The organism is Variovorax sp. dw_308 (genome assembly GCF_019207085.1).
Classification (GTDB): Bacteria; Pseudomonadota; Gammaproteobacteria; order Burkholderiales; family Burkholderiaceae_C; genus Variovorax.
In genome coordinates, this window is the sequence record NZ_JAATOM010000031.1 from 1 (window position 1) to 25169 (window position 25169).

General features: G+C 66.5%; 28 protein-coding genes. 10 read left to right on the forward strand and 18 right to left on the reverse strand.

Translation table 11 applies throughout. The annotated features are described in order from the left end of the window. The 10 genes from HCU76_RS32630 to madL all read right to left on the reverse strand — a co-directional run. On the reverse strand, nt 1–814 hold an 814-nt coding region (locus HCU76_RS32630; RefSeq protein ID WP_218511577.1), incomplete at its 3' end, for a zinc ribbon domain-containing protein. A 206-nt stretch (nt 815–1020) separates the two neighbouring features. Beyond that, the gene (locus tag HCU76_RS32635) at nt 1021–1926 is read right to left on the reverse strand and encodes an acyltransferase domain-containing protein (RefSeq protein ID WP_218511578.1); all 906 of its coding nucleotides are present in this window, start codon (nt 1924–1926) and stop codon (nt 1021–1023) included. Further along, nucleotides 1923–2786, reverse strand: a complete 864-nt coding sequence (locus tag HCU76_RS32640; RefSeq protein WP_218511579.1) for a triphosphoribosyl-dephospho-CoA synthase — start codon at nt 2784–2786, stop codon at nt 1923–1925. Before HCU76_RS32640 ends, HCU76_RS32635 begins: the two co-directional genes overlap by 4 nt. Further along, the gene (gene mdcG, locus HCU76_RS32645) at nt 2783–3463 is read right to left on the reverse strand and encodes a malonate decarboxylase holo-[acyl-carrier-protein] synthase (protein ID WP_218511580.1); all 681 of its coding nucleotides are present in this window, start codon (nt 3461–3463) and stop codon (nt 2783–2785) included. The genes HCU76_RS32640 and mdcG overlap by 4 nt, the downstream gene beginning before the upstream one ends. 18 nt (nt 3464–3481) lie before the next feature. Continuing rightward, nucleotides 3482–4183 carry a biotin-independent malonate decarboxylase subunit gamma gene (locus HCU76_RS32650; RefSeq protein WP_218511581.1) on the reverse strand — a complete coding sequence of 234 codons (702 nt, stop codon included), beginning with the start codon at nt 4181–4183 and terminating at the stop codon, nt 3482–3484. Nucleotides 4184–4197: 14 nt separating this feature from the next. Next, entirely contained in the window at nt 4198–5076 is an 879-nt protein-coding gene (locus HCU76_RS32655; protein ID WP_218511582.1) for a biotin-independent malonate decarboxylase subunit beta, read from the reverse strand. Further along, nucleotides 5073–5408, reverse strand: coding sequence for a malonate decarboxylase acyl carrier protein (mdcC, locus tag HCU76_RS32660; protein WP_218511583.1), 336 nt, complete (start codon nt 5406–5408; stop codon nt 5073–5075). The genes HCU76_RS32655 and mdcC overlap by 4 nt, the downstream gene beginning before the upstream one ends. Nucleotides 5409–5418: 10 nt before the next feature. After that, nucleotides 5419–7101 (reverse strand): malonate decarboxylase subunit alpha, encoded by a 1683-nt coding sequence (gene mdcA, locus HCU76_RS32665; protein ID WP_218511584.1) that lies wholly within the window; start codon nt 7099–7101, stop codon nt 5419–5421. 10 nt (nt 7102–7111) lie between these two features. Then, the gene (gene madM / locus HCU76_RS32670) at nt 7112–7876 is read right to left on the reverse strand and encodes a malonate transporter subunit MadM (protein ID WP_218511585.1); all 765 of its coding nucleotides are present in this window, start codon (nt 7874–7876) and stop codon (nt 7112–7114) included. A gap of 5 nt (nt 7877–7881) precedes the next feature. Next, complete coding sequence (gene madL, locus HCU76_RS32675) at nt 7882–8298, reverse strand: malonate transporter subunit MadL (protein WP_218511586.1); 417 nt, start codon at nt 8296–8298, stop codon at nt 7882–7884. A 376-nt stretch (nt 8299–8674) separates the two neighbouring features. Here madL and HCU76_RS32680 point away from each other — a divergent pair, with 376 nt between their 5' ends. Then, nucleotides 8675–9580, forward strand: a complete 906-nt coding sequence (locus HCU76_RS32680) for a hypothetical protein (protein WP_218511587.1) — start codon at nt 8675–8677, stop codon at nt 9578–9580. Nucleotides 9581–9872: 292 nt separating this feature from the next. On the opposite strand, the gene HCU76_RS32685 is transcribed toward HCU76_RS32680, so the two are convergent. Beyond that, complete coding sequence (locus tag HCU76_RS32685; protein ID WP_218511610.1) at nt 9873–10784, reverse strand: LysR family transcriptional regulator; 912 nt, start codon at nt 10782–10784, stop codon at nt 9873–9875. A gap of 135 nt (nt 10785–10919) precedes the next feature. On the opposite strand from HCU76_RS32685, the gene HCU76_RS32690 reads away from it, so the two are divergent. Together HCU76_RS32690 and HCU76_RS32695 are read left to right on the forward strand one after the other, a co-directional pair. After that, nucleotides 10920–12155: an FAD-binding oxidoreductase gene (locus tag HCU76_RS32690; RefSeq protein WP_218511588.1), complete on the forward strand. Its 1236-nt coding sequence runs from the start codon at nt 10920–10922 to the stop codon at nt 12153–12155. Nucleotides 12156–12291: 136 nt separating this feature from the next. Beyond that, a complete protein-coding gene (locus tag HCU76_RS32695; RefSeq protein ID WP_256354644.1) occupies nt 12292–13392 on the forward strand; it encodes a zinc-binding dehydrogenase in 1101 nt (366 codons plus the stop codon). 3 nt (nt 13393–13395) lie between these two features. Here HCU76_RS32695 and ydiK read toward each other — a convergent pair whose 3' ends face one another. Both ydiK and HCU76_RS32705 read right to left on the reverse strand, forming a co-directional pair. Then, nucleotides 13396–14535 (reverse strand): AI-2E family transporter YdiK, encoded by a 1140-nt coding sequence (gene ydiK, locus HCU76_RS32700; protein WP_213953850.1) that lies wholly within the window; start codon nt 14533–14535, stop codon nt 13396–13398. A 119-nt stretch (nt 14536–14654) separates the two neighbouring features. Then, nucleotides 14655–15137, reverse strand: coding sequence for a hemerythrin domain-containing protein (locus tag HCU76_RS32705; RefSeq protein ID WP_213953849.1), 483 nt, complete (start codon nt 15135–15137; stop codon nt 14655–14657). A 326-nt stretch (nt 15138–15463) separates the two neighbouring features. Here HCU76_RS32705 and HCU76_RS32710 point away from each other — a divergent pair, with 326 nt between their 5' ends. Next, nucleotides 15464–16096, forward strand: a complete 633-nt coding sequence (locus HCU76_RS32710) for a response regulator transcription factor (RefSeq protein ID WP_213953848.1) — start codon at nt 15464–15466, stop codon at nt 16094–16096. Between the two features lie 18 nt (nt 16097–16114). Here HCU76_RS32710 and HCU76_RS32715 read toward each other — a convergent pair whose 3' ends face one another. Beyond that, a complete protein-coding gene (locus HCU76_RS32715; protein ID WP_213953847.1) occupies nt 16115–16318 on the reverse strand; it encodes a hypothetical protein in 204 nt (67 codons plus the stop codon). Nucleotides 16319–16526: 208 nt separating this feature from the next. Here HCU76_RS32715 and HCU76_RS32720 point away from each other — a divergent pair, with 208 nt between their 5' ends. Beyond that, the gene (locus HCU76_RS32720; protein ID WP_213953846.1) at nt 16527–17873 is read left to right on the forward strand and encodes a 2-hydroxycarboxylate transporter family protein; all 1347 of its coding nucleotides are present in this window, start codon (nt 16527–16529) and stop codon (nt 17871–17873) included. A gap of 175 nt (nt 17874–18048) precedes the next feature. Here HCU76_RS32720 and HCU76_RS32725 read toward each other — a convergent pair whose 3' ends face one another. The 4 genes from HCU76_RS32725 to HCU76_RS32740 are packed head-to-tail and all read right to left on the reverse strand — an operon-like array spanning nt 18049 to nt 22018. After that, nucleotides 18049–19275, reverse strand: coding sequence for a Glu/Leu/Phe/Val dehydrogenase dimerization domain-containing protein (locus tag HCU76_RS32725; protein ID WP_218511590.1), 1227 nt, complete (start codon nt 19273–19275; stop codon nt 18049–18051). Nucleotides 19276–19304: 29 nt separating this feature from the next. Further along, nucleotides 19305–20099: an ABC transporter ATP-binding protein gene (locus HCU76_RS32730; protein WP_218511591.1), complete on the reverse strand. Its 795-nt coding sequence runs from the start codon at nt 20097–20099 to the stop codon at nt 19305–19307. Beyond that, nucleotides 20099–21028 carry an ABC transporter permease gene (locus HCU76_RS32735; RefSeq protein ID WP_213953843.1) on the reverse strand — a complete coding sequence of 310 codons (930 nt, stop codon included), beginning with the start codon at nt 21026–21028 and terminating at the stop codon, nt 20099–20101. The genes HCU76_RS32730 and HCU76_RS32735 overlap by 1 nt, the downstream gene beginning before the upstream one ends. Nucleotides 21029–21043: 15 nt before the next feature. Next, complete coding sequence (locus HCU76_RS32740; protein WP_218511592.1) at nt 21044–22018, reverse strand: ABC transporter substrate-binding protein; 975 nt, start codon at nt 22016–22018, stop codon at nt 21044–21046. 204 nt (nt 22019–22222) lie between these two features. Between HCU76_RS32740 and HCU76_RS32745 the strand changes: the two genes are divergently transcribed. The 5 genes from HCU76_RS32745 (at nt 22223) to HCU76_RS32765 (ending at nt 25167) form a co-directional block, all read left to right on the forward strand. Then, the gene (locus HCU76_RS32745; RefSeq protein WP_213953841.1) at nt 22223–22696 is read left to right on the forward strand and encodes an Lrp/AsnC family transcriptional regulator; all 474 of its coding nucleotides are present in this window, start codon (nt 22223–22225) and stop codon (nt 22694–22696) included. Nucleotides 22697–22912: 216 nt separating this feature from the next. Then, complete coding sequence (locus HCU76_RS32750) at nt 22913–23152, forward strand: hypothetical protein (protein ID WP_213953840.1); 240 nt, start codon at nt 22913–22915, stop codon at nt 23150–23152. Between the two features lie 31 nt (nt 23153–23183). Further along, complete coding sequence (locus HCU76_RS32755) at nt 23184–23801, forward strand: cysteine hydrolase family protein (protein ID WP_218511611.1); 618 nt, start codon at nt 23184–23186, stop codon at nt 23799–23801. Between the two features lie 184 nt (nt 23802–23985). Then, complete coding sequence (locus HCU76_RS32760) at nt 23986–24477, forward strand: YidB family protein (RefSeq protein ID WP_213953838.1); 492 nt, start codon at nt 23986–23988, stop codon at nt 24475–24477. Between the two features lie 21 nt (nt 24478–24498). Further along, a complete protein-coding gene (locus HCU76_RS32765) occupies nt 24499–25167 on the forward strand; it encodes a glutathione S-transferase family protein (RefSeq protein WP_218511593.1) in 669 nt (222 codons plus the stop codon). Nucleotides 25168–25169: the final 2 nt, after the last annotated feature.

Sequence of the window (25169 nt, forward strand, 5' to 3'; positions counted from 1 at the left end):
GCGGACGGGCGACAGTGGCCGCAGCCGGCGAGGCGGGCGCCACGTCAACGGGCGCTGGGGCCGGCTTCGGCGCCGGGGCCGCTTTCGGCGCTGCCGCTGTCCTTGCCGGCGCGGGCGCCGGCGCATCCGGCACCGCGTCCGGGGCGAGTTCGCGCCCGCCGGCCTGTCGTTGTTCCTGCAACTGGCGATCGAGCGCCTGCTGGAGGGCCTGCACTGTCGGGTTGTTGGCGTAGTCGACGTCCATCAGATCGAGCTTGCGTTCCGCGGCCACGAGGTCACCCTCCTTCAGGGCGCCGCGCACGGCTTCGACATTCGCCTTGAACTCGCGCAACTTGGCGGCATCCCGTTGCTTGTCGAGATAGAAATGGTCGTATGCGAAGGCGAATCCGAGCAAGGCCACCAGTGCGGCCCCGATGCCGAGGATCAGGCGATTGGGTGTGACGGGGCTGTCGGCCCAATCCACCCTGCCCTCGTCTGCCGGCGTGCCCTGCCGCCAGGGCACGCCGGGGCGCACGAAGCCCACGCTGGAGCCGACCTCCTCCATGATCGCGGTCGACGGGACGGGGTGGCTGCCGACCTCGTGCGGGTCCTGCGGGTCCATGAGCGGATAGTCGATCTCGTAGGGCGCCAGCGCCCGGCCGGTGCCGTGCTCGATGGCCACCTCGACATCGAACCTCGGATCGCGCGCGCCCTCTTCGCCGGTTCGATCGGTTCCGCAGAACGGGCAGAAGCGCTCCCGCTCCTGCAGCAGCTCTCCACAATGTTTGCAGGGCTCCAGAAACGATGTGTCGGAAAAATCGGCCAGATTCACCATGACTCGGATCGAAGGTCGTGCGCGGGTCGGGGCATGCTGGTTTCATTTTGGCTCTGAATTTGCATTTGCACCAACTCTGCCGGGCGGCTGACTTGACAGCCGGATCGGGCGTTTTCCCAATGAAGAAGCGCTGATCGGGAGTGCCTCGCGCAACGGGCCGGCCATGCAACCTATGGCGTTCGGCCAATGGCGCTGCACGAGCCTTTTCAGTCTTCGTGCGCCTGCAGCCAGGCTGCGATGGCGGCGGCGCTGCGGAAGTCGTCGCAGGCCCGCGCGGGGACGTCGGGATAGCGTTGATTCCACATGCGGGTGAGAGCCTGGCCCGGGCCGACCTCCAGCACGCAGCGCACCTGGCGCTCGGCGATGTTCTGCATGCATTCGTCCCAGCGAACGGTCCGCGCGATCTGGGCCGCAAGCGCCGTCCTTGCCGCCCCGGCATCGAGGATGCGATCGGCGGCATTGCTGGCCAGCACGATGCGTGGGGAGCGGAACGGCACATCGGCCAACACCTGCGAGAAGCGCTCCGCCGCCTCCTGCATCCACGGCGTGTGGGAGGCGACGTTGACGCGCAGGCGCGTGCACTGCGCGCCCTGCCCCGTCGCGATGTGTTGCGCCTGCTCGAGGGCTGCACCGGGGCCGCCGAGCACGACGCTCTCGATACCGTTGCGGATGGCCAGCGCGAGCCCCGTGACCGCGCGCAGTTGCACCAGCGCGGGTTCCGCCAGGCCGGTGACGGCGAGCAGCCCACCGGGATGGCGCGCGGCACTCTCGTCCATGGCCGCGGCGCGCAATGGCGCAAGGGAAGCCGCGACCTCGCTGTCGATCACGCCCGCCGCGCTGAAGGCCGCCAGTTCGCCGACGCTGTAGCCCGCGACGACCGAGGGCGACGAAACGTGCGGGGCCAACTGGCCCCACGCCGCGAGCGCGAGCGCCGTCAGCAGCGTCTGCGCATGCGCATTGTTCGCAGCCCAGTCCGGGTCTGCGAGGGCGGCGCGCCAATCGTCCACGCCGAGCCGGGTGCGCATCTGCTGGACCCGCCCATCATCTGCCAGCCAGGGCAGCATGGCAGGGTGCTGGTTGCCCTGGCCGGAGAAGATCAGCGCGAAGCTCATGGAGCGGCACAGATGCGCATGACCCAGCACGCGGCAGCCAGCGTGTCGGCCGCACCGCCGGGCGACAGGCGGCGTGCGACGAAGTCATCGGCGATGGCCTCGGCCTTCGCGAGCGCCCCGGGCCTGGCGCTGCCGCCTTGTTCGATGAATCCTTGCGCGGCGGCCTGTGCGTAGCGCAAGCCGGCGAAGCCGCCGCGATGCGCGAGGTTGCTGTCGTCCAGCACGGCCATCACGTGGAACAGCGTGTCGAGCCGTGCCAGCCGAGGCGACAGGCCCTTGGCGAGGCCTCGTAACAGCGTTGGCACCGCCGTCTCAAATAGCACCGGAAAGCCCATCGCCGCCTCCTGCGACGCACCGCGCAGGCCGAGCTTGCGCGCGGCGATGCCGCCGGGCAGTGTCGACGCGCGCAGGCTGCGTGCGGCGAGCGCATCGCCCCAGTGCAATTGCAGTGCGTCGCGCAGCGTCGTCGGTGTCATCACCGTGGCGCCGTCGCGCACAACGGCGCCGGCCGCTGCGCACAGCAGGCCCAGCATGAAGATCGCGCCGCGATGCGTGTTGATGCCCCTCGTCGCGGCCAGCATGCGCGCCTCGGCCTCGATGCCGCAGCGCTCGAGTTCGGGGAACGCCGCGCCGCAGCGGCCCGCGTCGGCGATCTGCACGAAGTAGCGGCGCAGCGCGAACAGGCTGCGCATGAAGGTGTGGGCATCCATGTCGTCGTGGCTGCCGTTGTCGACCAGCGTGACCAGGCCCGGCTTGGGCGCCAGCGCGAGTTCATCGTGCAGGGCCAGCGTGGCCGCATGGCCGATGGCCGTGGAGGTGAGCGGCCTGTCGGCGCGCAGTGGCAGGGTCGCGCGGTTCATGTCGCCAGCGCCGCATCGCGCGCGCCCTCGCACCAGTCGGCGTCGTAACGCAGCGCCGCGCCCGTGAGGCGCTTGACCATCACGCCGCGCGCGCGGCCTGCGCGCCAGTCGGACCATTCGCGCCAAGCCACCGCCGTGCCGTCGGCGAACATGAGTTCGCCATCGAGCCGCAGGCGCGACGAGGCGAAACGATCCAGGTGCCGGGCCACGTCGTCGGCGTGCGCCCTGCTGCGCACCGCCACCCACAGATCGAGGTCGGAACCGGGTCGCACGTGATCGAGCCCGCTCAACGCCTGCCAGCCATAGCTGCCATAGACGTGCGCCGTGGCACCGGATGACGCGAGCCCGGCCTGCAGGTCGCCGGCCGTGCGCTCCGAGAGCGGCAGCAAGTCCACGACCTCGGCCAGTTCGGGAAACTCCTCGAAGCGCGACACCGACGCCGGCGGTACATGCACCGCGAGCCGCCGTCGCGCCCAGCGGCCCGGTGCAGGCAGGCCCAGCGCGATCAGCTCGCAGTCTCCGGCATCGGCCGTCTGCCGCGTCACGACCAGCGGCAATCCATGTCGTGCCCAATGCGCCAGGCATTCGTGCGCCTGCGCATCCCACGGTCGGGCCAGCACACCCTGCCAGCCTTCGCTGGAGAGTCGGGCCAGTCGATGTCTGCGAAGCGTTTCCATGGCCGGGGCCCTCGCGCGTCAGGCCGCAGCCAGCACGCGCTCCACGACGGACGCAGAGAGCTTTCGCCCGCCGCGCGCCGCGCCGTCCTGCGCGCGTGTGTCCTTGACCGGCGTGTCCGCCAGGGCATCGCGCAACGCGGCCTGCAGGTCGCCCTGCCAGAGCGCGCGGACGCCACCCATCGCCACGTAGTTGCCCACGCCCGGCGCGAACACGGGGTTCGACTCCGACAGCGCCGTGAGCGTTTCCTCGGACAGCTTGGTGACCCGGGCCATCGCCGGTATGCGCATCACGCGGATCTCGGCTTCGGGCAGCGCGTAGCAGCCGTCCGCGATCAGGCCGGAGGTGATGAAGCCGCCCGACAGCGCCTGGTCGTACACCAGCCCGATCACCTGGTGGCCGCGTCGGCGCGCCAGGTCAATGCACATGCCCAGGTGCGCCATGGCGCGGTTGATGCCGAGGGTCTCATCGCGGCGGCGCAACTGCTGGCCCTGCGTGTCGATGAACAGCAGGATGGGCCGCGCGGGGTGCCGCGCGATGGTGTCGAGGATCACGCGGGCCTGCGCCAGCGCGAGCGCCACACCGATCGGCGCGTGGTTCGTGGTGCCGACGACCGTGATCGGCCGGCCGTAGAACACCACGTCGCCGTGCAGGAAGTCATCGTCGGCGTGGATGCCGTGGGAGGACCCGAAGAGCTGGGTCGCGAGCTGGTTCCATTGCATGCTGGTTCTCCTGTTCATGCCACGCGCAGTGCGCGCACATCGTCCACATCCAGGTCGGGCACGCGCTCGGCCTTGTCGATACCGAGTTCGCGCCACAGGCGCGTGGCCTGGTCGCTTCCATCGTTTTCCAGCGGCAGCATCGCCAGCCGCGCACCGAGCATCGTGTGCTCCGCCTCCAGGGCTTCCAGCGTCACTGGCCGCGACACCTTCATCGCCGCGATGGCAGCGGCGCGGAACGCCGACACGTCGTCCTCCACCAGCGCGTCGCAATCGCCGGTCAGCCAGCGATGCTTGCCGCCACTCGTGCGCCACACCAGCGCCCGGTCGCGCGAGTCGTATTCCTCCACGCCGTGCGAGGCTTCGATGACCTCGGGGCCCGACATCGCCAGCCGGCCGACATCGCTCATCACGATGAAGTCCGCGCAGCGCGCGACGATGCCCATGCCGCCGAAGCAACCATTGGCTCCGCCGATGAGAAAGACCACCGGAATGCCGGCCGCGCGCACGTCGAGCACGGCGCGCATCACCTCCGACACGGCGATGAGCCCGGCGTTGGCTTCATGCAGCCGCACGCCGCCGGATTCGGCCAGCACCACCACCGCGGCAGGCTTGTCGCGCAGGGCACGTTGCAGCATGCCGACCAGCTTGGCGCCGTGCACCTCACCGACGCCGCCACCCATGAACTCGCCTTCCTGTGCGGCAACGAACACCGTGTGCCCGTCGAGCTTCGCGCGCCCGATGGCCACGCCGTCATCGAAGGCCGAGGGCACGCCGAGCTGTGCAAGGTGCGGACTGGTCAGGCGCTCGGCCGGCGGAATCCATTCATGAAAACTGCCCTTGTCGAACAACAGGGCGATGCGCTCGCGAGCGGAGCATTCGGCGAAGCTGATCATGCGCGGCCTCCTTGGGGCAGTTCGGCCACGGCCTGGTCCAGGCGCAGGCTCACCACGGCGGGCGTCGCCCCCATGTCGTTGATGGAAACGCGCAAGCCGCCGATCGGATGGCGCGCGAAGAAGTCGTCCGCAACGGCCTGCCAGATCGGCCCGAAGCCGCGCGCCGAAGTCTCCACGCGCACGGCGCAGCCGTCACCGGCGGCAGCCTCGAGCATCACTTCGAGATTGCCCGAGCCGACCACGCCGACCAGCACCGGTGCGAAGCCGCCGACGGGCCGGCCGCCAGCGAAAGAAAAGTCCAGGGTCTCGATGCCCACGGGGATGTCGCTCATGTCCATTCCTTCACCAGTTGCGGAAGCGCTTGGGCGGCTGATACAGCCCACCGGATGCGCGCACCAGGTCGCGCATGCTGCGCGCGGCCAGCAGGTTGCGGGTGGCGTCGCGCGGGTCGATGCCGAGGTCCTGGGGACGCCTGATCACGCCGCGGTCGCGCAGGTTCTCCACCGCGCGCTTGTCGCGGCCCAGCCCCACCGCCGTGTAGCCGGCCACGCCACGGATCGCCTGCTCGCGCTCTTCGTCGCTGCGGCACAGCAGCAGGTTGGCAATGCCCTCCTCGGTGAGCACATGCGTCACATCGTCGCCATAGATCATGATTGGCGGCAGTTCCATGCCGGCCTGCTCCTGCAGCGTCCAGGCATCGAGCCGGTCGACGAAGGCGGGCTGCATGTGCTCGCGGAAGGTCTCGACCATCTGCACGACCAGCTTCTGTCCGCGTGGCGTCCCCGCCGCGCCGCTGCGGCCTGCGCGCGCCTCGCGGCCGGCCTTGAGCCATGCCGGGCTCGAGTGGCGCCGGCCGCGCGCATCGGCGCCCATGTTCGGCGCGCCGCCGAAGCCGGCGATGCGGCCCAGCGTCGCAGTCGAGCTGTTGCCGTCGAGGTCCATCTGCAAGGTCGAGCCGATGAACAGGTCGCAGGCGTAGTGCCCCGCCGCCTGGCAGAAGGCCCGGTTGCTGCGCAGGCTGCCGTCGGGGCCGGTGAAGAACACGTCGGAGCGCGCCCGGATGTAGTCCTCCATGCCCAACTCGGAGCCGAAGGAATGTACCGACTCGACCCAGCCCGCCTCGATGGCCGGGATCAGCGCCGGATGCGGGTTCAGTGCCCAGTGCTTGGCGATCTTGCCCTTGAGCCCCAGCGATTCGGCATAGGTCGGCAGCAGCAGTTCGATGGCCGCCGTGTCGAAGCCGATGCCGTGGTTCAGGCGCTGCACGCCGTACTCGGCATAGATGCCCTTGATCGCCATCATCGCCATCAGCACCTGGATCTCGCTGATCTGCGCCGGGTCGCGCGTGAACAGCGGCTCGATGAAGTTGGGCTTGGGCGCCTTCACCACGAAGCTGACCCAGTCGGCCGGGATGTCGATGCGCGGGAGCGAGGTGGTCTTGCCATCCACCAGCTCATTGACCTGTGCGATGACGATGCCGCCGGAGAAGGCCGTGGCCTCGACGATGGCCGGCGTGTCCTCGGTGTTGGGGCCGGTGTAGAGGTTGCCCTCGGCATCGGCCGCCTGCGCCGCCACCAGCGCCACCTTGGGCGTGAGGTCGACGAAGTAGCGCGCGAACAGCTCCAGGTAGGTATGAATCGCGCCGATCTCGATGCGCCCGGCCGATACCAGTTTGGCCAGCCTGGCGCCCTGCGGCCCCGAGAAGCTGAAGTCCAGCCGCGAGGCCACGCCGTTCTCGAAGATGTCCAGGTGCTCCGGCAGCGCCAGCACCGACTGCACCATGTGCAGGTGATGCACGCGCTGCGGATCGACCTGCACCAGCGCCTTGGCCAGGAAGTCGGCCTGCTTCTGGTTGTTGCCCTCGAGGCAGACGCGGTCGCCGGGTTCGATCGCGGCTTCGAGCAGCTTGCCGATGGCCTCCGTTGCCACGACCTTGCCGACGCGCTGCGCGCCGAGTGCTTGCGAGACACGCGCCAGCCGCGCCGTGCGGTTGGCTGTCTTGGTGTTCCAGTTCATGCGATCCATGGTGTTGACCTCAATGCACGATGGCCTTGACGGCGAAGAAGAGCAGCGACGGGCCAAGCAGGCAACCGAGGCCGGTGTGGAAGGTCGCGACCAGTGCGCCGTAGGGCACCAGCTTGCGGTCGGTGGCGGCAAGGCCCGCCGACACGCCGCTCACCGTGCCCGCCAGCCCGCCGAAGACCATCGCCGAGCGCGGTGTCTTCAGCACGAGGAACTTCGCCGCGATCGGCGTGCCGACCATCACGATGATGGCCTTGACGAGGCCGGTGGCAATGCTCAGCGCCATCACGTCCGGGCTGGCGCCGATCGCCGCGCCGGTCACCGGGCCGACGATGTAGGTCACCGCGCCCGCGCCAATGGTGGTCATGCTGACCGCATCCGAATAGCCGAAGCTCCAGGCGATCGACGCTCCGACGACGAAGGGAATCAGCGTGCCCAGCAGGAGCGCGACGACGCCGATCAACCCTGCCTTCTTGGCCTCGGTGGCCTGCACTTCGAAGGCCGTCGCGACGATGGCGAAATCCCGCAGCATCGCGCCGCCCATGAGCCCGATGCCGCCGAAGAGCGACATGTCGGCCAGGCCCTTGTGGCCGCCGGTCTGCAGGCCGCCCCAGTAGGCCAGCGCCAGTCCGATCACGATGGCAATGGCCGAGCCATGCACGCGGCCGAAGGTCAGGCGCTTCGAGATCTGTCCCGAGATCAGGACGACGAAGCCGACGATGGCAAAGGCGGTGACGAGCCCGTTCAATGCGGCGGCTTTTTCAAGGATTTCGAGCATGGCGTTCACTCCGCTTCGGCGAGCAAGGGGTTGTCGTGCAGCGTCGGGGCGGCGTCCGCCTCTGGCGTCGGTCGCTCGGTGCGATTGATCAGCGAGATGACGATGGCGCAGGCGCCCGCTGCGGCGAAGGCCGACAGCAGCGCCACCGGGCCACCGCGCAGCGCGGAGACCATGTCCTGCTGGGCGGCCATCGCAACGACCACCGGGATGTACATCGCGCCCCAGTACTCCACGCCCAGCTCGGTGAGCTTGGGCAGCATGTCCTTCTTCTGCATGTAGAGCCGGGCGAAGATGAGCAGCAGCATCGCGATACCGACTCCGCCCACGTTGGTCTTGACGCCCAGGGCCTGCCCGAGCAGGTCACCGATGAAGATGCCGAGCAAGTGGCAGAGGGCCAATAGCGCGGTGCCGTAGATGATCATGGTTTGTCTCCTGGGTTTGCGCCGGGCGACTTGCCCGATGCGGAGGAACTTGGCGCCTTGACTGGATTGCAGGTACGGCGCGGTTCCCTGGAGACGAAAGGTAGCGGTGGGGGCGGATTCGATCAATTAACCACTCGCGCGGCAAAACGCGTGCAGTGAAACGATCGAGGGTTAACCCCGATCATTCGAAACGGGCAGTGCATTTCAGATTTCCGAGACGCTGTGCCGGGGCGCGTGCCGAGCACACTGGGTATCCCCCTCCGCGAATGTCCCCCGGCCTGCGGCCTCCTCCCTTATTTCGCTGCGGGGGACACCCGGCGCCCTCGGCACGTGGAACGGTCTGTGGTGCCGGCCGTTTGGCGTCAACATCCAAGCCGTGTCACTGCTCGGCACTCACGTCCCTCTGTATCAGCCGGGCGCAACCCCATCTCGTGCATTTTTAGGTTTGCCTAAAAATCGCCCGCAAATCAAACTAGGAGTGAGGATGGCAACATCGCCGTGGACGTACGTCATTGGCCCCTTTTTCGGCACGCTGCTGGCCTTCGCTTTGGCACGCATGTACGACGCCAACCGCCACTTCTACGAACGCATTACAGCGGCGAACTTGGCACTACTGACGTTGAAGAATCAGTACAACGACTTCGCGCTATTTCGCCTCAGCTTCGCGGAGGACTGCAAACGAATAGGCCTAAGCGGTCAGGCACCCATTTGGGCACTTGTACGCCCGAACTTCATGCGCTATGGCGACTATGAGTTTGACTACAAGGAGGTTGCTTTTCTGTTCGAACACGGTGGTCGTCCGCCTGCCTTCGACGACGTCGAGCACGCGCAAATGGCCCATCACGATCTCATCAAGATGGACGCGCATCGAACAGCGACTGCGCGGGAGACGCAACGAATGGTGGCGAAGGAAGGCAAGGTAGGTGACAGCCTAGACGTGGCCGAGGGGATTATTGGGAAGGCATTGGTAGCCGAACTGGACATGCTTGCTGCCGGCCTTGCGTGGAGGGCTACGGTCAACGAACAGGTTTACCTGGATGCCTTCAATTCACTTCGCAGTGCCCTACGTGAGCACATCATGCAGACTTGGCGCTATCGTGTTGGCTACCTCTGGAGGATGAGGCACGACGCCACGGTTGAGGACATGCTCTTGCAGCTGCGACCAAGGCTTCAGCCAGGCTACAACGCTGACGAGTTGCCAGCGTTCCCGGAAAAGCTGCAAGCAACAGTGGACAAAACTCTAACTGAACGCAGAGCGCATAAGGCGCGGACTAACAATTAACAGTCGCTGCCGACATAGCAAGGCTTATTCACCGCCCACGCCTTCGTTTTGGGTTGATACCAGCGCGTTAAGCCTTCCTTTGCTCCCGGTGCATCGGCAGTCACGGCTGATCCGTTGCCTATCTTGTTTTCAAGTAGCAAGCGCCTAACCTCGCGGTCGAGCCGACCGCCTACTGCGTCGGCTCACCTCCTTCGTCAACGACGGCGCACCAGATCAACCCCTGACCCGTGGCGAGCCCAGCGAAATCCTTTGGAAATGCGCGCCCACGGCGTGTGCGCACAGAGGGCGTGACTCAAAGCTCCGCTCTCGCTTTGCGGCAGACCGCCAGCAATGCCAACAGGTTCGGATCCCGCTCCCGCGTCCGCAAAAAGCTGACCCCGATCTTCTGGCACATCAGGTACCGCTTCTGCAGCGGAATCAGCTGCACGCGCTCCGGCATCACGCTGCGCACGCGTCCCGGCAGCAGCGTGAAGCCGATGCCGCCGCTCACCAGGTTCATGAGGGAAAAGATGTCGCCGGTCTCCATGACGACGTTGGGCGTGAAGCCGGCGATGCGAAACGACTCCTGGAAGCCGGTGAAGGTCACGAAGCCTTCGCCCAGGCTCACGAAGTGCTCGTCGGCGCAGGTGCTCAGGTCGATTTCCGCCAACCCGGCATAGCGGGAGCCGGTCGGTGCGGCGAAGAAGATGTCGTCCTCGAACAGCAGCTCCGACTCGACATCGGCCGCGCCTTCGGGCCGGCCGATCAGCGCGGCATCGACGGTGCCGTCGCGCAGGCGCTGCAGCAGGTCGGCATTGGAGCCGAGCACCAGTTCCAGTTGCAGTTCAGGCTTGCGAACCTTCATGCCCATCACGATCGCCGGCACCGTGCGGCTGGTCAGCGAAAAAAGCGAACCAATCCGGATGCGGTCCGCCGAATAGCCGGCCACTTCGCGCGTCGAGCGGATGCCGTCGGACATGGTCCGCAACACCTCCCGCGCCACTTCAGCGAGTTCGCGCGCGGCGTCGGTGGGCAGCAGGTTGCGGCCTTCATGGCGGAACAGCGCGCATCGAACGCCAGTCTCCAGCGAATGCAGCGCACGGTGGACGCTCACCGTGCTGACGTCGAGCCGCTCGGCCGCCCGCGCGAGGTTGCCGGTCTCCATGAAGGCCAGCAGTATCTCGAGCTTGCGAAAGGTGATTTCCTCGTCGATGCGGATGAGCATGTGCGGGCTTCGTGGATGGGTTTCCGGGTGAGGCGGATTATTGGAGCGTTTGGAGTGTCCCGCAGCGAACAGTCCACGCGAACCCACTCCCATAATCAGGCGCTTCACAGGAAGCCAGGAAAGCGGCAAGACGAAATGCCCACCGACGTATTGGTCCTCGGCGCCGGAATGGTCGGCGCCTGCACCGCCCTTCAGCTCGCGCGCCGCGGGCATTCGGTCGCGCTGGTCGACCGGCAGGCGCCGGGCCGCGAGACCTCCTATGGCAACGCCGGCATCATCCAGCGCGAAGCGGTCGAGCCCTACGCCTTCCCGCGCGAGTGGGCGACCGTGCTCGACGTCGCCTTGAAGCGCAGCGTCGATGCCACCTATCACCTCGACGCATTGCCGTCCGTCGTGCCGCAGCTGATGCGTTATTGGCACGAATCAGCGCCGGGCCGTTACGCCGCCATTGCCCGCGACTACAGCCGCCTGATCGAGCACTGCCTCAGCGAGCACGATGCGCTCATCGCCGAATCGAACGCGGCCCAGCTGGTGCGCAAGGAGGGCTATCGCGTCGGCTTTCGCACCCGGGCCGCGATGGACGCGGCCGCGACGAACGCGGCCGACTTGCGGGATCGCTACGGCGTTCGCTTCGAACTGCTCGATGGCGATGCGCTGGCCCGTGCCGAGCCCGGACTGCATGCCCGGCTGCCGGGCGCCCTGCATTGGCTGGACCCGTGGTCCGTCAGCGACCCGGGCGCGCTGGTCGACCGCTACGTGCAGCGCTTCATCGACCTGGGTGGCCGCCTTGTCCAGGGCGATGCCGCCAGCCTGCAGCCCGAGGCGCAAGGTTGGCAGGTCCGGACGACGGACGGCCCGCTGCAGGCGCGCCATGCGGTGATCGCGCTGGGTCCGTGGGCCGGCGAGTTGACCGCCACGCTCGGCTACCGGCTGCCGCTGTTCGTCAAGCGCGGTTACCACCGTCACTACCGCGGCGGTCCCGGCCTGCGCGTGCCGCTGCTGGATGCGGAGCGCGGCCTGGTCATCGCGCCGATGGCGGCCGGCCTGCGCGTCACCACCGGCGCCGAATTCGCCCGCATCGGCGCGCCTTCGACGCCGGTGCAACTGGGCCAGGCCGAAATCGCAGCGCGCGAACTGATCGACCTGCCAGAGCCGGTGGAATCCGTGCCATGGCTGGGCAACCGCCCCTGCACGGTCGACATGAAGCCGATCATGGGCCCGGCGCCCAGGCACCCGGGGCTGTGGTTCAACTTCGGCCACTCGCACCAGGGCTTCACGCTCGGGCCTGTCAGCGGACGGCTGCTGGCGGAGATGATCGAAGGCTCGCAACCCCTGGTCGATCCGGCGCCCTACTCGCCGACACGGTTCTGATTCGACAGCGCTGGGCCGGCGCAGCGGAGGCGCCCCATGCGCGTCGGGGCCGGGTCCGATTCACCGGCAGAATGGACGACGGGAGTATTCCCTCCCGCCACACAACAACGACAACTGGAGACAAGCACCCGTGCAAATGCAATCCAAGGCCGTGGTCTTCCGCGGTGAAAACCTGACCGTCCATGTCGAAGACATCCTGGTCGATCCGCCCGGCCCGGGTGAGGTGATGATCAAGATGGCAGCCTGCGGGGTCTGCCACAGCGACCTCTCGGTCACCAACGGCACCCTGCCCCTGCCGCCGCCCATCATCCTCGGGCACGAGGGTGCGGGCGTGATCGCGCAGGTCGGGCCCGGCGTGACCGACTTCCAGGTCGGCGACCACGTGATCAGCAGCTTCGTCAACACCTGCGGCAAGTGCCGCTACTGCGTGACCGGCCGCCCCAACCTCTGCAGCGTGGCCATCACCACGCCAGGCACGTTGCTCGGCGGCCACCTCCGCACCCGCGACGCCAGCGGCCAGCCGCTCAACGTGATGGCCGGCTGCGGCGTCATGGCCGAGTACGCGACGCTGCACGAGAACAGCGTGGTCAAGATCGAGCCGGGCGCGCCGCTCGACCGCTGCGCGCTGATCGGCTGCGGCGTGATGACCGGCTGGGGCGCGGTCTGCAACACGGCCAAGGTCGAGGCGGGCTCGGTCTGCGTGGTGTTCGGCGCCGGCGGGGTCGGGTTGAGCGCCATCCAGGGCTGCGTGGCTGCCGGCGCGACCATGATCGTGGCGGTGGACATGCTGGCCAACAAGCTCGAGATGGCCAGGACCTTCGGCGCCACGCACGTCGTCGACGCATCGAAGTCCGCCAACCTCGTGAAGGACTTGAGAAAGCTCACCGACGGCGGCGCCGACTATGCCTTCGAATGCGTGGGACATGGCGACATCGTGGCGCAGGCCTATGCCACCGTGCGCAAGGGCGGCACGGCCATCGTCGTGGGCGTTGCGCGCCCGGACAACACCACCACCATCCGCACCGCCAGCCTCGCCTTCGAGGAGAAGACGCTCAAGGGAAGCTACTACGGCTCGACCCGGCCGCGCCATGACTTCCCGCGCCTGGTGTCGCTCTACCAGGCCGGCAAGCTCAAGCTCGACGAACTGATCACGCAGCGCTACTCGATCGACCAGGCGCCGCAGGCCTTCGACGACCTGGCGCAGGGCCGCAACGCCCGCGGCGTGATCATCTTCTAGAAATCAGGCGGGCGGGCGCGTCGTTTCCAACGGCGCAGGCGGCACGATCGGCACCGCGACCGCCACCGCGACGGGCTGCACCACCGGCCCGTCCGCTTCCTTGTCGTCCAGCCACGCGTCGATCAGCGTGTAGGCCACCGCCAGCATCACCGGGCCGACGAAGATGCCGACCAGGCCGAAGCCCAGCAAGCCGCCGATCACGCCCGCGAAGATCAGCAGCAGCGGCAGGTCGGCGCCGCGCTTGATGAGCATGGGGCGGATGAAGTTGTCCATGGTGCCGACGACGAGGGTCCACACGGCCAGGAAGATGCCCCACCCCGTGGAGCCGTTCCAGAACAACCAGACCGTGGCCGGCGCCAGCACCAGCGTCGGGCCGATCTGCACGATGCACAGCATGAACATCACGGCGGTCAGCAGGCTCGCGAACGGGATGCCCGCGATGGCCAGGCCGATCCCGCCGATCACCGCCTGCAGGATGGCCGTGACGCCGACGCCCATGGCCACGCCACGGATCGCCTTGCCGGCCAGGATCACGGCATCCTCGCCGCGCGAGCCGCCGAGGCGGCGGCCAAAGCGGCGCATGTACTGGGCGGCATCCTCGCCGTTGGCGTACATCACGCCGGCAATGGCCACGGTCAGCACGAACTGCACCGACAGCGCCCCCACCACGCCCAGCTGCGACACCAGCCAGCTCGTCACCTGCCGGGCATAGGGCGTGACCTTGGCCTCCACACCCGACATGCCCGAGGCCACCAATTCATTCCATGCGGTCGCGAGCTTCGGCCCGGCCAGGGGCAACTGCGCGACCCAGTCAGGAAGCAGCAGCGGGCCATCGCGCGTGAGCGACTTGACCCAGACGATGACGTCATCGGCATTGGCGGCGATGGTCGAGATCGCCATCGTGAGCGGCAGTACGAACAGCAGCAGCAGGATCAGCACCATGACCAGCACCGCCGGGCCGCGCCGTCTCCAGAGGCGCGCCTCGAACCACAGCAGCGCCGGCCAGGTGGCCACCACCAGCATGGCGGCCCAGATCGTCGCGCCCAGGAAGGGTCGCAGGATCCACAACGACGAAAGGATCAGCAGGACGATCGTCAAGACGCCAAACGTGAGCTTGGCCAGGTCGACACGGGGCTCGGGCATGATGCGCACCTCCTATTGCGGCAATGCCCGGAGTGTGCGCGACGCGGGGCCAGGAGGTGTCGTGTAGGTGCCACAAGTGGGGGAAATGCAAAAGGTCATTTCCCCGGGCCGCCGAGGGGTCAGGCCGCGGCTTCCACCTGTGCCATGAGTTCCTGCTTGCGCGCCGCCAGTTGTTCCTTGAGTTCGACCAGGTCCATCCCGGAGGCGCGGGCCTTGGGGAACATTTCCTCGCGTTCTTCCTTGACGTGGTGGTCGATCTGCTCGCCCAGCACGACGACCTTCGCATCGAACAGCGGCTCGTCGGCGCCCATGGCCTCGATCTGCGCGATCAGTTCCTTGGCGCTCGCATGCTCGACGGTTGCCTCGTCCATCATCGGCTCGTCATGCACTTCCGCGCGGGCCGCGGGATAGAAGATCTCTTCCTCGATGGTGGTGTGCACCGTCAGCGAGCGGCAGATCTCGTCCGCAAGCGCCTTGCGCTTGGCCGCGGGGGCCTTGGCTTCGGCGAGCTTGCCGAATTCCTGGAACAGCTTCTTGACCGCGATGTGGTCGGCATCGAGGAAGTCGACCGCATCATTCTTTTTCGGGGGAGCCTTGCTCATGGTGATTCCTTGGGTTGTGTCGTGGGGTGGATCGCCGCGCGTGGCAGCAATTGGCAAACATATAGACGGCGATGCGCGGCCCTGTGAGGCGGCGCACCCCGTGGCTGTAGGACGCGGGCAGCGGAGCCGTGCCAGGCATCCCGAAACCATGCCCTCGGCAAGGGCACGGCGCGCTCACGCAGGATGCTTTCCGACCGCCGTGAAGGACAAGCGCTCTTCCTCACGCAGTACAGCGACGGGAACCCCCAAATGGCCGATTCGGTTCACCGATGATTGACACTTCACCGGCACAGGTCGCCGGTGGTTTTTCAATGAGGAGAATTTCCATGATCAAGATCGGCATCGTCGACGACCACGCCATCGTCCGCAACGGACTGCGCGACTACTTTGCGAACCATGTCGATCTCCGGGTGGTCGGCGAGGCCGCGAGCGGCCGGGAAGCCATCGACCTGGTGCGCAACAACGAGATCGACGTCCTGGTGATGGACCTGCTGATGCCCGGGCAAAGCGGCATCGACGCCATTGCCATGATCCGCGCCAAGGCGCCGGAAGTCGGCATCCTCATCCTGAGCGGCTATCCCGAAGAGCACTATGCGATGAACATGATCCGCCAGGGCGCCTCGGGCTACCTGAACAAGGACTGCGATCCGGCAGAGATCGTGAAGGCCATCCATGTGGTCGCCCTGGGCCGGCGCTACATCACGCCGGCCGTGGCCGACCTGCTGGCGCGCCAACTGGACCGCAAGGACAACGCGCCCGTGCATGAGCACCTGTCGGAGCGCGAGTTCCAGGTGTTCCTGAAGCTGGCAAAGGGCGAGACAATCGGAGCGATCGGCGAGGCACTGTCGCTTTCGGTGAAGACCGTGAGCACCTATCGCACGCGGCTGATGGAGAAGATGAACCTGGCCAGCAACAGCGACCTCACCTACTACGCGCTGAAGTCTCAACTGATCGATTGATGGCGGGACGGCCGGTGGTCAGGCGCAACGCCGGACCGCCGGCCACGAAACCTGCAACCCCCTGAGGGCGCGCGCATAGAGGTAGTTGAGCCGGGCCTTTTCGCTCAGCGAATCCATGTCGACGTTGCCGAGCGCATCGCACGGGAACGCATAGAGCTGGTTGCCGTCCTGCAAACGGCAAAAACAAAGTACAAATCCACTGGGTGCTTGCGATGCGGTCATCTTGAATCTCCTGCCGTCAACTCATGGACTCAGTGTGGACCGCAGGGCACTGGATGGATGTCAGCAGGCAGGCCCGCGCCGCACGCGCACGCAAGCTGTGTGAAGGTAGGACGCGAGCCGCCTCGCGCGCAGTCTCCGCGGTACGCAGATTCTTCCCATTGCTCTTTCTCCGGCGAACAACCACACTGCCAAGTCACGGAGAAAAGCCATGAAGACACCTGACGCAGCGCTCCCGGCATCTGTCGAATCGACACCGCAAGGCTTCTGGCCCCACGGCTGGTGGAAGGTGATGGAGTTCCGCATCGGCATCATCCCGCTGCCGGTCTACGTGCTGGCCGGCGCGCTCATCGCGGGGCTCGTATACACAGGCAAGCTGCCCAACGAGATCTCGCTGGCGATCGTGATGTTCGCCTTCTTCGGCTTCACGCTGGCCGAGATCGGCAAGCGGATTCCGATCATCCGCAACATCGGCGCCGCGGCCATCTTCGCGACCTTCATTCCGTCGGCGTTGGTCTACTACCACCTGCTGCCGGAGCAGATCGTCAAGGTCACGACCGACTTCACCAAGGTGTCGAACTTCCTCTACCTGTTCATCGCGTCGATCATCGTCGGCAGCATCCTGAGCATGGACCGGCAGGTGTTGATCAAGGGCTTCCTGAAGATCTTCGTGCCGCTGGCGGCGGGCACGGTCGCGGCAGGCGCGGTGGGCACGCTCGTCGGCACGCTGCTCGGGCTGGGCGCGTACCACACCTTCTTCTTCATCGTGGTGCCGATCATGGCGGGCGGCGTCGGCGAAGGCGCGATCCCGCTGTCGATCGGCTATGCCGACATCCTGCACCAGGACCAGGGCGCGCTGTTCGCGACGGTGCTGCCGCCGGTGATGCTCGGCAGCCTGACGGCCATCATCCTGGCCGGCACCTTGAATTACGTCGGCAAGCGCTACCCGCACCTGACCGGCGAGGGCCGGCTGCAGCCCGGCGAGCATGACGACATGGACCCGGCGAAGGAAGAGATCACCGGCCACATGGACGTGACCCACATCGCAGCCGCGGGCATCACCGCGCTGACGCTGTACCTCGTGGGCATCATGTGCCAGCGCCTGTTCGGCCTGCCGGCGCCGGTCGCAATGCTCTTCATCGCCGTCATCGTGAAGCTCACGCAAGCGGTGTCGCCGCAACTGCAGGAAGGCGCGTTCGTGGTCTACAAGTTCTTCTCGACCGCCGTGACCTATCCGCTGCTGTTCGCCATCGGCGTTTCGCTCACGCCATGGGACAAGCTGGTGGCCGCCTTCAACCTGCCGACCATCATCACCATCGTGTGCACCGTCATGACGCTGATGGGTGTGGGTGCATTCGTCGGCAAGCTGCTGAAGATGTACCCGATCGAAGCGGCCATCGTGAATGCGTGCCACAGCGGCCAGGGCGGCACCGGCGACGTCGCGATCCTGACGGCCGCCAACCGCATGACGCTGATGCCTTTCGCGCAGATCGCGACACGCATCGGCGGCGCGATCACGGTGACGGTGGTGTTGATCGTGCTGACGCGGATCAGTTGACGCGCCTTCGCGGGGGCGGGCGGCGGGGATCGGGATCGGACAGCCGAACGCAGAGGTCGCAAAGGTTTCGCAGAGGTCGCAAAGAAGAAGACCAAAAATTTCTTGTTGGATTTTTTGCGACTTTTGCGTTCCCTCGCGATCTCCGCGTTGGGTCAAGTCCGCACTTGCGACAACCTCAAACGAGTTGCGTCAGAGCATTCTCAAACGCGGTCTTCGCGATGCCCGTGTGCGCCTTCGAGCGGCCGTGGCAAGCCTCCAGCGCCGTGGCGATCGTGGCCGACACGTCGCGGAAGATGGCGTCGTCCGAGATCTCCGCATCGCCCTGCATCATGAACGCGAACGCGCGTGCCATGCCGCAGTTCGCGATGAAGTCGGGGATCACGGCGACCTTGTGGTCGGCATGCTCGTAGATCGGGCCGTAGAAGATTTCCTTGTCGGCGAAGGGCACGTTGGCGCCGCTGGCCACCACTTCGAGGCCGCCGTCGATCAGTTGCTCGACTTGCTCCTGCGTGACCAGGCGCGAGCCGGCGCAGGGCAGGAAGACCTCGGCGCCCACGTTCCACACCAGCTTGTTGATCTCGTCGAAGGAGAGCATGTCCTCGGTGCTCAACTGGTTGCCCTTCTTGTTGAGGAACATCGTGCGGATCTGGGCGAAGCTGAAGCCCTCTGCATTGAGCACGCCGCCCTGGCGGTCGATGATGCCGACCACCTTGGCGCCGGCCTGCGCGAGGTAGTAGGCCGCAGCCGCGCCGACATTGCCCCAGCCCTGCACCACCACGCGCTTGCCGAGGATCTTGCCGCCGTAGAGGCTGTAGTAATGCAGCACCGATTCGGCCACGCCCCAGCCGGTGATCAGGTCCGCCACCACGTACTTGCGGCCGCTGATCGGCGTGTAGCGCGGGTCCTCGACGACCTTGGCCACGCCCATGCGCAACTGGCCGACCTTCTGGATGCGCTCGCTGTCGGTCGGCTGGTAGTGGCCGTTGACCACGCCTTCCTGCGGATGCCACAAACCGTAGCTCTCGGTGATCGGGATCACCTCGTGCACTTCGTCGACGTTGAGGTCGCCGCCCGTGCCGTAGTAGGTCTTGAGCAGCGGCGTCACGGCCTTGTACCAGCGTTGCAGCACGCCTACCTTGCGCGGGTCGGCTGGGTCGAAGTCGATGCCCGACTTGGCGCCGCCGATGGCCGGGCCGGAGACGCTGAACTTGACTTCCATCGTCTTGGCCAGCGACACCACTTCGCGCCGGTCGAGACCGGGGCGCATGCGCGTGCCGCCACCGGCCGCGCCGCCGCGCAAGGAGTTGATGACCACCCAGCCCTTGGCGGGCGTCTCGGCGTCATGCCATTCGAAGACGATCTCGGGAGACTTGTTCTCGAAGCGGTTCAGGAGTTCTTTCATTTCGATCTTTCGGAATTGGGTGTGAGGTATCAAGCGAGCAGGAGCTTGTCGTCGTCCAGCTTCTCGCCGCGGGTCTTCTCGAACATGTGCAGCAGGTCGGGCACGTCCATGCCCGCGCGTTCCTCGCCTTCGACGTCGAGGATCACGCGGCCTTCATGCAGCATCACGGTGCGTGTGCCGTAGTCCAGCGCCTGGCGCATGCTGTGCGTGACCATCATGGCGGTCAGCTTGCTGCCTTCGACGATCTTCGCGGTGAGTTCGAGCACGAACGCCGCCGTCTTGGGGTCGAGCGCCGCGGTGTGCTCGTCGAGCAGCAGGATGCGCGACGGTTGCAGCGACGCCATCAGCAAGCTCACGGCCTGGCGCTGGCCGCCGGAGAGCAAGCCCATGCGGTCCGCGAGCCGGTTTTCCAGCCCGAGGTTGAGCATGCTGAGCTTCTCGCGGAAGAACTCGCGCAGGCTGCGCTTCACGGCAAAGCCGAAGCTGCGCCGCGCGCCGCGCTTGAACGCGAGCGCCATGTTCTCCTCGATGGTCAGCGCTTCGCAGGTGCCGGCCATCGGGTCTTGGAACACGCGGGCCACCAGGTCGGAGCGCTGCCATGCGGCAAGGCGCGTGACGTCTGCATCGTCGATCCGGATGCTGCCGCTGTCGACCATCAGGTCGCCGCTGACGGCGTTGAGGAAGGTCGACTTGCCGGCGCCGTTGGAACCGATGACGGTGACGAACTGGCCCGTCGGAATGGTGAGGTTCAACCCGCGCAGCACGCGGTTCTCGATCGGCGTACCGGCGTTGAACGTGATCTCGAGTCCTTTTGCGCGCAACATTACTTGGCCTCCTTGACTGCAGCGACGTGGGTGTTGCGCGCGCCGGCAAACATGCCCGCGAGCTTGCGGCGGAAGTTGGGAACCAGCAGCGCGAGCGCCACCAGCACGGCCGTGACGAGGTTCAGGTCCTGTGCCTTCAACCCGATGAAATCGCTGTTCAGCGCCAGCGCGATGAAGAAGCGATACAGCACTGCCCCCAGCACGCAGGCCAGCGTCGTGATGACGAGGCTGCGGGCCGGCAGGATGGTCTCGCCGATGATCACCGCGGCCAGGCCGACGACGATGGTGCCGATGCCCATCGAGATGTCCGCCCCGCCCTGCGACTGCACGAACAGTGCACCGGCCAGCGCGACCAGCGCGTTGGAAATCGCAAGGCCCCAGACCGTCTGGCGATCCGTCGAGATGCCCTGCGCCCGCGCCATGCGCGGATTGCCACCAGTGGCGCGCATCGCCAGGCCGATCTCCGAAGCGAAGAACAGGTCGATCAGCACCTTGGCCACCACCACGATCACCAGCAGCACGATGGGCTTGAGCCAGTAGTCGGGCATGCCGCCGAAGTCGAGCATGCTGAACACCGTCGCATCGTTGATCAGCGCGACATTGGGCTTGCCCATGATGCGCAGGTTCACCGAGTAGAGCCCGATCATCACGAGGATGCTGGCGAGCAGTTGCATGATGCGCAGCCGCACGTTGAGCCAGGCCGTGAGGTAGCCCGACATGGCGCCGGCCACGATGGCTGCGGCCGTGGCGGCAAACGGATTCCAGCCAGCGACGATCAGCGTCGCCGCCACGGCGCCGCCGAGCGGGAAGCTGCCGTCGACCGTCAGGTCCGGAAAGTTGATGATGCGGAAGGAGAGGAAGACACCCAGCGCGACCAACCCGAATATCAGGCCGATCTCGATGGCGCCAAGCGAGGCGATGAGCGACATGTTCTGCGGCCCTGCTTACTTGACGACGACCTGGGCCGACTTGATGAGTGCTTCGGACAGCTTCACGCCCTGCTTTTCCGCAGCCGCCGGGTTCACGTGCAGTTCGAAGGTGTTGCTGGTCTGCGAGGCGATCGTGCCCGGCGCCTTGCCCTGGAGGATGCTGACGACGATCTTGCCGGTCTGGTGGCCGATGTCGTAGTAGTTCAGGCCCAGAGCCGCGACGGCGCCGCGCTTGACGGCGTCGGTGTCGGCCGCCACCACCGGGATCTTGGCTTGCTGCGCGACCTTGACGATGCCTTCGAAGGCGGACATCACGTTGTTGTCGGTCGGCGCATAGATCACGTCGACCTTGCCGACCAGGCTCTGTGCCGCGCTCGCCACGTCGACCGTGCGTGCAGCGGAGGCTTCCACCAGCGTCATGCCCGAGGCCGGCATGGCCTTCTTCAGCGCCTCGACGATGGCCACCGAGTTGGCTTCACCCGGGCTGTAGATCACGCCCACGCGCTTGGCATTCGGCACCACGCGCTTGATCAGGTCCAGGTGCTTTTCCAGCGGCGACAGGTCCGACACGCCGGTCACGTTGGTGCCCGATGCATCCCAGCTCTTGACCAGCTTGGCCGCGACCGGGTCGGTCACGGCGCTGTAGACGACCGGGATGTCCTTGCTCGCGGCCACCACGGCCTGCGCCGATGGCGTGGCAATGGCCACGATCACGTCCGGACGCTCGCCGACGTACTTGCGGGCGATCTGCGCGGCCGTGCCGGTGTTGCCTTGCGCGCTCTGGAACTCGTACTTCAGGTTCTTGCCGGGCTCGAAGCCGGCGGCCTTCAACTCGTCTCGGACGCCATCGCGCACGGCGTCGAGCGCCTTGTGCTCGACGATCGAGGTGACGGCGACCGACTTCTCGGCGGCAAAGGAAGGCGCAGTGGCAACGCCGGCGAGGGCAACGGCGAGCAGCGACAGGGGGGTGCGCAGGAAAGAATATTTCACGGTGAGGTCCAAAAATGAAGAGGAGCGGATGGCCCGAATTCGAAAAACCGTCCGAGTGAGGAAGCTTGTGATTCCCGTCGCTGAACTGCTTTCGAGGAGGAGAAGTGTGAACTTATGCACAAACAATCTGCTTTCATCCCAAGCTAGGGCGAACCCTCACCGGCGCAATATGATTGCGCGTTTTGTTCACATTAGGAGACGATATTGCATGACCTTGAATTCGACCGGATCGACCGCAAGATCCTGGCTTTTTTGCAGGACCACGGACGCGCGTCGAACCTCGAATTGGCCGAGGCCGCGGGGCTGTCTCCGGCGCAGTGCCACCGCCGGCACAAGCGGCTGGAGGAAGCTGGCTTCATCGCGCGCTACGAGACGCGCCTGACCGCCGCCAAGCTGGACCTGCACGTCGTCGCCTTCATCCACGTGGCGATGGAAAAGGGCCACATCCGCGAGATGTCCAAGTTCACCGACGTCGTGGTGGACCTGCCCGAAGTGCTGGAGTGCTACTCCACCACCGGCGACTACGACTTCATGATCAAGGTGATCGCCCGCGACCTGAAGTCGCTGTCCCAGTTCCTCATCGACAAGCTGATGCGCCTGCCGGGCGTGGATGCCGTGCGATCGAGCGTGTGCCTGGACGAGTTCAAGTGCACGAGTGCGTTGCCGCTGCCGGAGTGACCGGTTCAGCCAGCTTCAAGTCCGGCGCTTCCGGAGCGTAGCGCCTCCCGCGCCTACAACCCATCCCACTCTTTGCCGACGAAACGCGCGCCGCCCGGGCATTACCGTCCGTGGGCCACGTCGGCAAGATGGAGTTCCAGCATGCTCGCAGTTGCGGTTCCCGCTCACAACGAAGCGGAGTTCATCCCTTCCGTGTTGCCCACAACCTGATGGGCCATGGCGGAGGTTCTCGACCTGATCCAGTGGCCTGCCTTCGCGACCTCGGTGGCTGCGGCGTACCTGGTCGGATCGAACGCCAGGGGCCGTCGCAACCTCGGGTTCTGGATCTTCCTGCTCAGCAACGTCCTGTGGGTTGGCTGGGGTCTCCATACCGGCGCGTGGGCACTGATCGCGCTGCAGCTGTGCCTGGCCGCGCTCAACATCCGCGGCCTGTTCAAGACGGAGCCGGCCGGATGACCGGGTTCGCCGATCTCTTTGGTTGACCATCATGGCGACAGCTCGCGGCAATGCGTTGGCTTCGGAAGTCGCCGCGGGCGGTGAAGCGCTTCTCATCATCGACATGATCAGCTGCTGGGACTTCCCGGATGCCGGGAAGCTGCGCCCCGGCGCCCTGGCGATCGCGCCGGCGATCGCAGCGTTCAAGAAGCGGTGTGGCCGCGCCGGTGTGCCAACGATCTACGCGAACGACAACCTCGGCCGCTGGCGATCGGACTGGAAGGCGCTGGTCGAGAGCTCGATCGCGTGCGGGGGCGACGCGGCGACGGTGACCACTCTCCTGCTGCCAGGCCCGGAGGACTACTTCGTGCTGAAGCCCAAGCACTCCGCGTTCCACGCCACGCCCCTGACGCTGCTCCTCCATCACCTCCGCGTGCGCAAGATCTACGTCGCCGGCGTCTCCAGCGATCAGTGCGTCATGACCACCGTGGCCGAGGCGCGGATGCGCGATCTCGAGGTGGCAGTGCCACGCGACCTGGTTGCCACGCAAAGCAGCGCTCGCAACGAGGCGGTCCTCCTGCAGTACGAGAGGACCCATGGGCTGAACACGGCGGCCGCCCCACGGATTCGGCTTGCCGCGGGCAAGTCCCGATCCGGGCGGCTGCGATAGGACTGGCGACACCGACGGCATCGCGATGCGATCCGAGACACGCTTGTGCTGCCGCGTTGCGCCGTCGACGAGGAATGGTTGTGAGGCGGCGTAGGTCCCGGCTGCCTCGATTTGCCGAAGTGCGCCTTCATCGTGTCCCGGCGCGGCGCGCAAACTTCTCTTTTCAACCTGCTGGAGGTGACTCATGGGCATGCTTTCCGAGATAGTCGGCGGATTCGTCCACAGTGCACTCGGCACACGCGGGGCCGCGCGGCCCGGCGGCGGCGTGCGAGGTCCATTGCTGATGGCGTTGCTTCCCATACTTCTGAGCATGCTGAGCCGGCAGGGCGCCCAGGACGGTGGCGCCTACAACGGGGCGACAGCGAGCGCAGGCGGGCTCGGAGGCTTGGGCGATCTGCTGGGCCGGCTCACTCAGAAAGGCTATGGGCGACAAGCCGCTTCCTGGGTAGGCGACAGCGACAACGAGCCGTTGCCGCCCGGCGCGATCGATGAAATATTCGATGCCAACGAACTGCAACATGTGGCCGACCAGGCTGGCATCAGCAGTGACGAGGCGCGAGCAGGGATCTCCGAACTGCTGCCCGATGTCGTCGACCACCTGACGCCGCAGGGCATCGTGCCGGAGGACACCGCGCTGACGGACAGCGTCGATACCTATCTGAGACGGTTGGCCTGAGCGCTGCCGGGTCAGCGGGGCATGAACTCATCTTCTTTCGTCCTCTACGGCGCACCGGGTTCCGGCGCGACGCCGATCCATGCAGCCCTGACGCTGCTCGGCGCGCCGGTGGAGGTGATCGACGTTGCGCCGTGGTGCGGCGACGGCGAGCGGGACAAGCTCAGCGAAGTCAACCCGATGCGACAAGTTCCGGTGCTCGTTCTCCCTTCGGGCGAAGTGATGACCGAAAGCGCAGCGATCCTGATCTGGCTGGGCGACCGTTATCCCTCAGCCCGCCTGGCACCCACCGTCGACGACCCGAGGCGCGCGCAGTACCTGCGGTGGATGAGCTTCGTATCGGCGTCGATCTATGCGCTCTACTGGGTGCGTGACAAACCGTCGCGACTCGCCCTCGACAGTGCCGCCGCGACCGTGATCGAGGAGCGCAGCGCAGAACGGATCGCTGCCTGCTGGCGCGTGATGGACGCCCAGATGCAAAGGGACTCACGCTACCTCCTGGGTGAGGACATCAGCGTTCTCGACCTGTACGTCACGGTGATCTCGCGCTGGCAACCGCGCCGGCTGCGGTTCTACCGCGAGGCGCCGCGGATGGCCGACATCGTGCGCCGCGTCGACGCCGAGCCGCGACTGTCGCAATCCTGGGCGGCGCGATACCCCTTCACGAGCGATTGGGAAAGCCACGGGCCGTGACA

What these genes read in the sequence shown, in the direction of transcription:
- HCU76_RS32635 (WP_218511578.1), bottom strand. Translation starts at nt 1,926, where the DNA reads ATGAGCTTCGCGCTGATCTTCTCCGGCCAGGGCAACCAGCACCCTGCC.
- HCU76_RS32640 (WP_218511579.1), bottom strand. Translation starts at nt 2,786, where the DNA reads ATGAACCGCGCGACCCTGCCACTGCGCGCCGACAGGCCGCTCACCTCC.
- mdcG (WP_218511580.1), bottom strand. Translation starts at nt 3,463, where the DNA reads ATGGAAACGCTTCGCAGACATCGACTGGCCCGACTCTCCAGCGAAGGC.
- HCU76_RS32650 (WP_218511581.1), bottom strand. Translation starts at nt 4,183, where the DNA reads ATGCAATGGAACCAGCTCGCGACCCAGCTCTTCGGGTCCTCCCACGGC.
- HCU76_RS32655 (WP_218511582.1), bottom strand. Translation starts at nt 5,076, where the DNA reads ATGATCAGCTTCGCCGAATGCTCCGCTCGCGAGCGCATCGCCCTGTTG.
- mdcC (WP_218511583.1), bottom strand. Translation starts at nt 5,408, where the DNA reads ATGAGCGACATCCCCGTGGGCATCGAGACCCTGGACTTTTCTTTCGCT.
- mdcA (WP_218511584.1), bottom strand. Translation starts at nt 7,101, where the DNA reads ATGGATCGCATGAACTGGAACACCAAGACAGCCAACCGCACGGCGCGG.
- madM (WP_218511585.1), bottom strand. Translation starts at nt 7,876, where the DNA reads ATGCTCGAAATCCTTGAAAAAGCCGCCGCATTGAACGGGCTCGTCACC.
- madL (WP_218511586.1), bottom strand. Translation starts at nt 8,298, where the DNA reads ATGATCATCTACGGCACCGCGCTATTGGCCCTCTGCCACTTGCTCGGC.
- HCU76_RS32685 (WP_218511610.1), bottom strand. Translation starts at nt 10,784, where the DNA reads ATGCTCATCCGCATCGACGAGGAAATCACCTTTCGCAAGCTCGAGATA.
- HCU76_RS32690 (WP_218511588.1), top strand. Translation starts at nt 10,920, where the DNA reads ATGCCCACCGACGTATTGGTCCTCGGCGCCGGAATGGTCGGCGCCTGC.
- HCU76_RS32695 (WP_256354644.1), top strand. Translation starts at nt 12,292, where the DNA reads ATGCAATCCAAGGCCGTGGTCTTCCGCGGTGAAAACCTGACCGTCCAT.
- ydiK (WP_213953850.1), bottom strand. Translation starts at nt 14,535, where the DNA reads ATGCCCGAGCCCCGTGTCGACCTGGCCAAGCTCACGTTTGGCGTCTTG.
- HCU76_RS32705 (WP_213953849.1), bottom strand. Translation starts at nt 15,137, where the DNA reads ATGAGCAAGGCTCCCCCGAAAAAGAATGATGCGGTCGACTTCCTCGAT.
- HCU76_RS32710 (WP_213953848.1), top strand. Translation starts at nt 15,464, where the DNA reads ATGATCAAGATCGGCATCGTCGACGACCACGCCATCGTCCGCAACGGA.
- HCU76_RS32715 (WP_213953847.1), bottom strand. Translation starts at nt 16,318, where the DNA reads ATGACCGCATCGCAAGCACCCAGTGGATTTGTACTTTGTTTTTGCCGT.
- HCU76_RS32720 (WP_213953846.1), top strand. Translation starts at nt 16,527, where the DNA reads ATGAAGACACCTGACGCAGCGCTCCCGGCATCTGTCGAATCGACACCG.
- HCU76_RS32725 (WP_218511590.1), bottom strand. Translation starts at nt 19,275, where the DNA reads ATGAAAGAACTCCTGAACCGCTTCGAGAACAAGTCTCCCGAGATCGTC.
- HCU76_RS32730 (WP_218511591.1), bottom strand. Translation starts at nt 20,099, where the DNA reads ATGTTGCGCGCAAAAGGACTCGAGATCACGTTCAACGCCGGTACGCCG.
- HCU76_RS32735 (WP_213953843.1), bottom strand. Translation starts at nt 21,028, where the DNA reads ATGTCGCTCATCGCCTCGCTTGGCGCCATCGAGATCGGCCTGATATTC.
- HCU76_RS32750 (WP_213953840.1), top strand. Translation starts at nt 22,913, where the DNA reads ATGGCGGAGGTTCTCGACCTGATCCAGTGGCCTGCCTTCGCGACCTCG.
- HCU76_RS32755 (WP_218511611.1), top strand. Translation starts at nt 23,184, where the DNA reads ATGGCGACAGCTCGCGGCAATGCGTTGGCTTCGGAAGTCGCCGCGGGC.
- HCU76_RS32760 (WP_213953838.1), top strand. Translation starts at nt 23,986, where the DNA reads ATGGGCATGCTTTCCGAGATAGTCGGCGGATTCGTCCACAGTGCACTC.
- HCU76_RS32765 (WP_218511593.1), top strand. Translation starts at nt 24,499, where the DNA reads ATGAACTCATCTTCTTTCGTCCTCTACGGCGCACCGGGTTCCGGCGCG.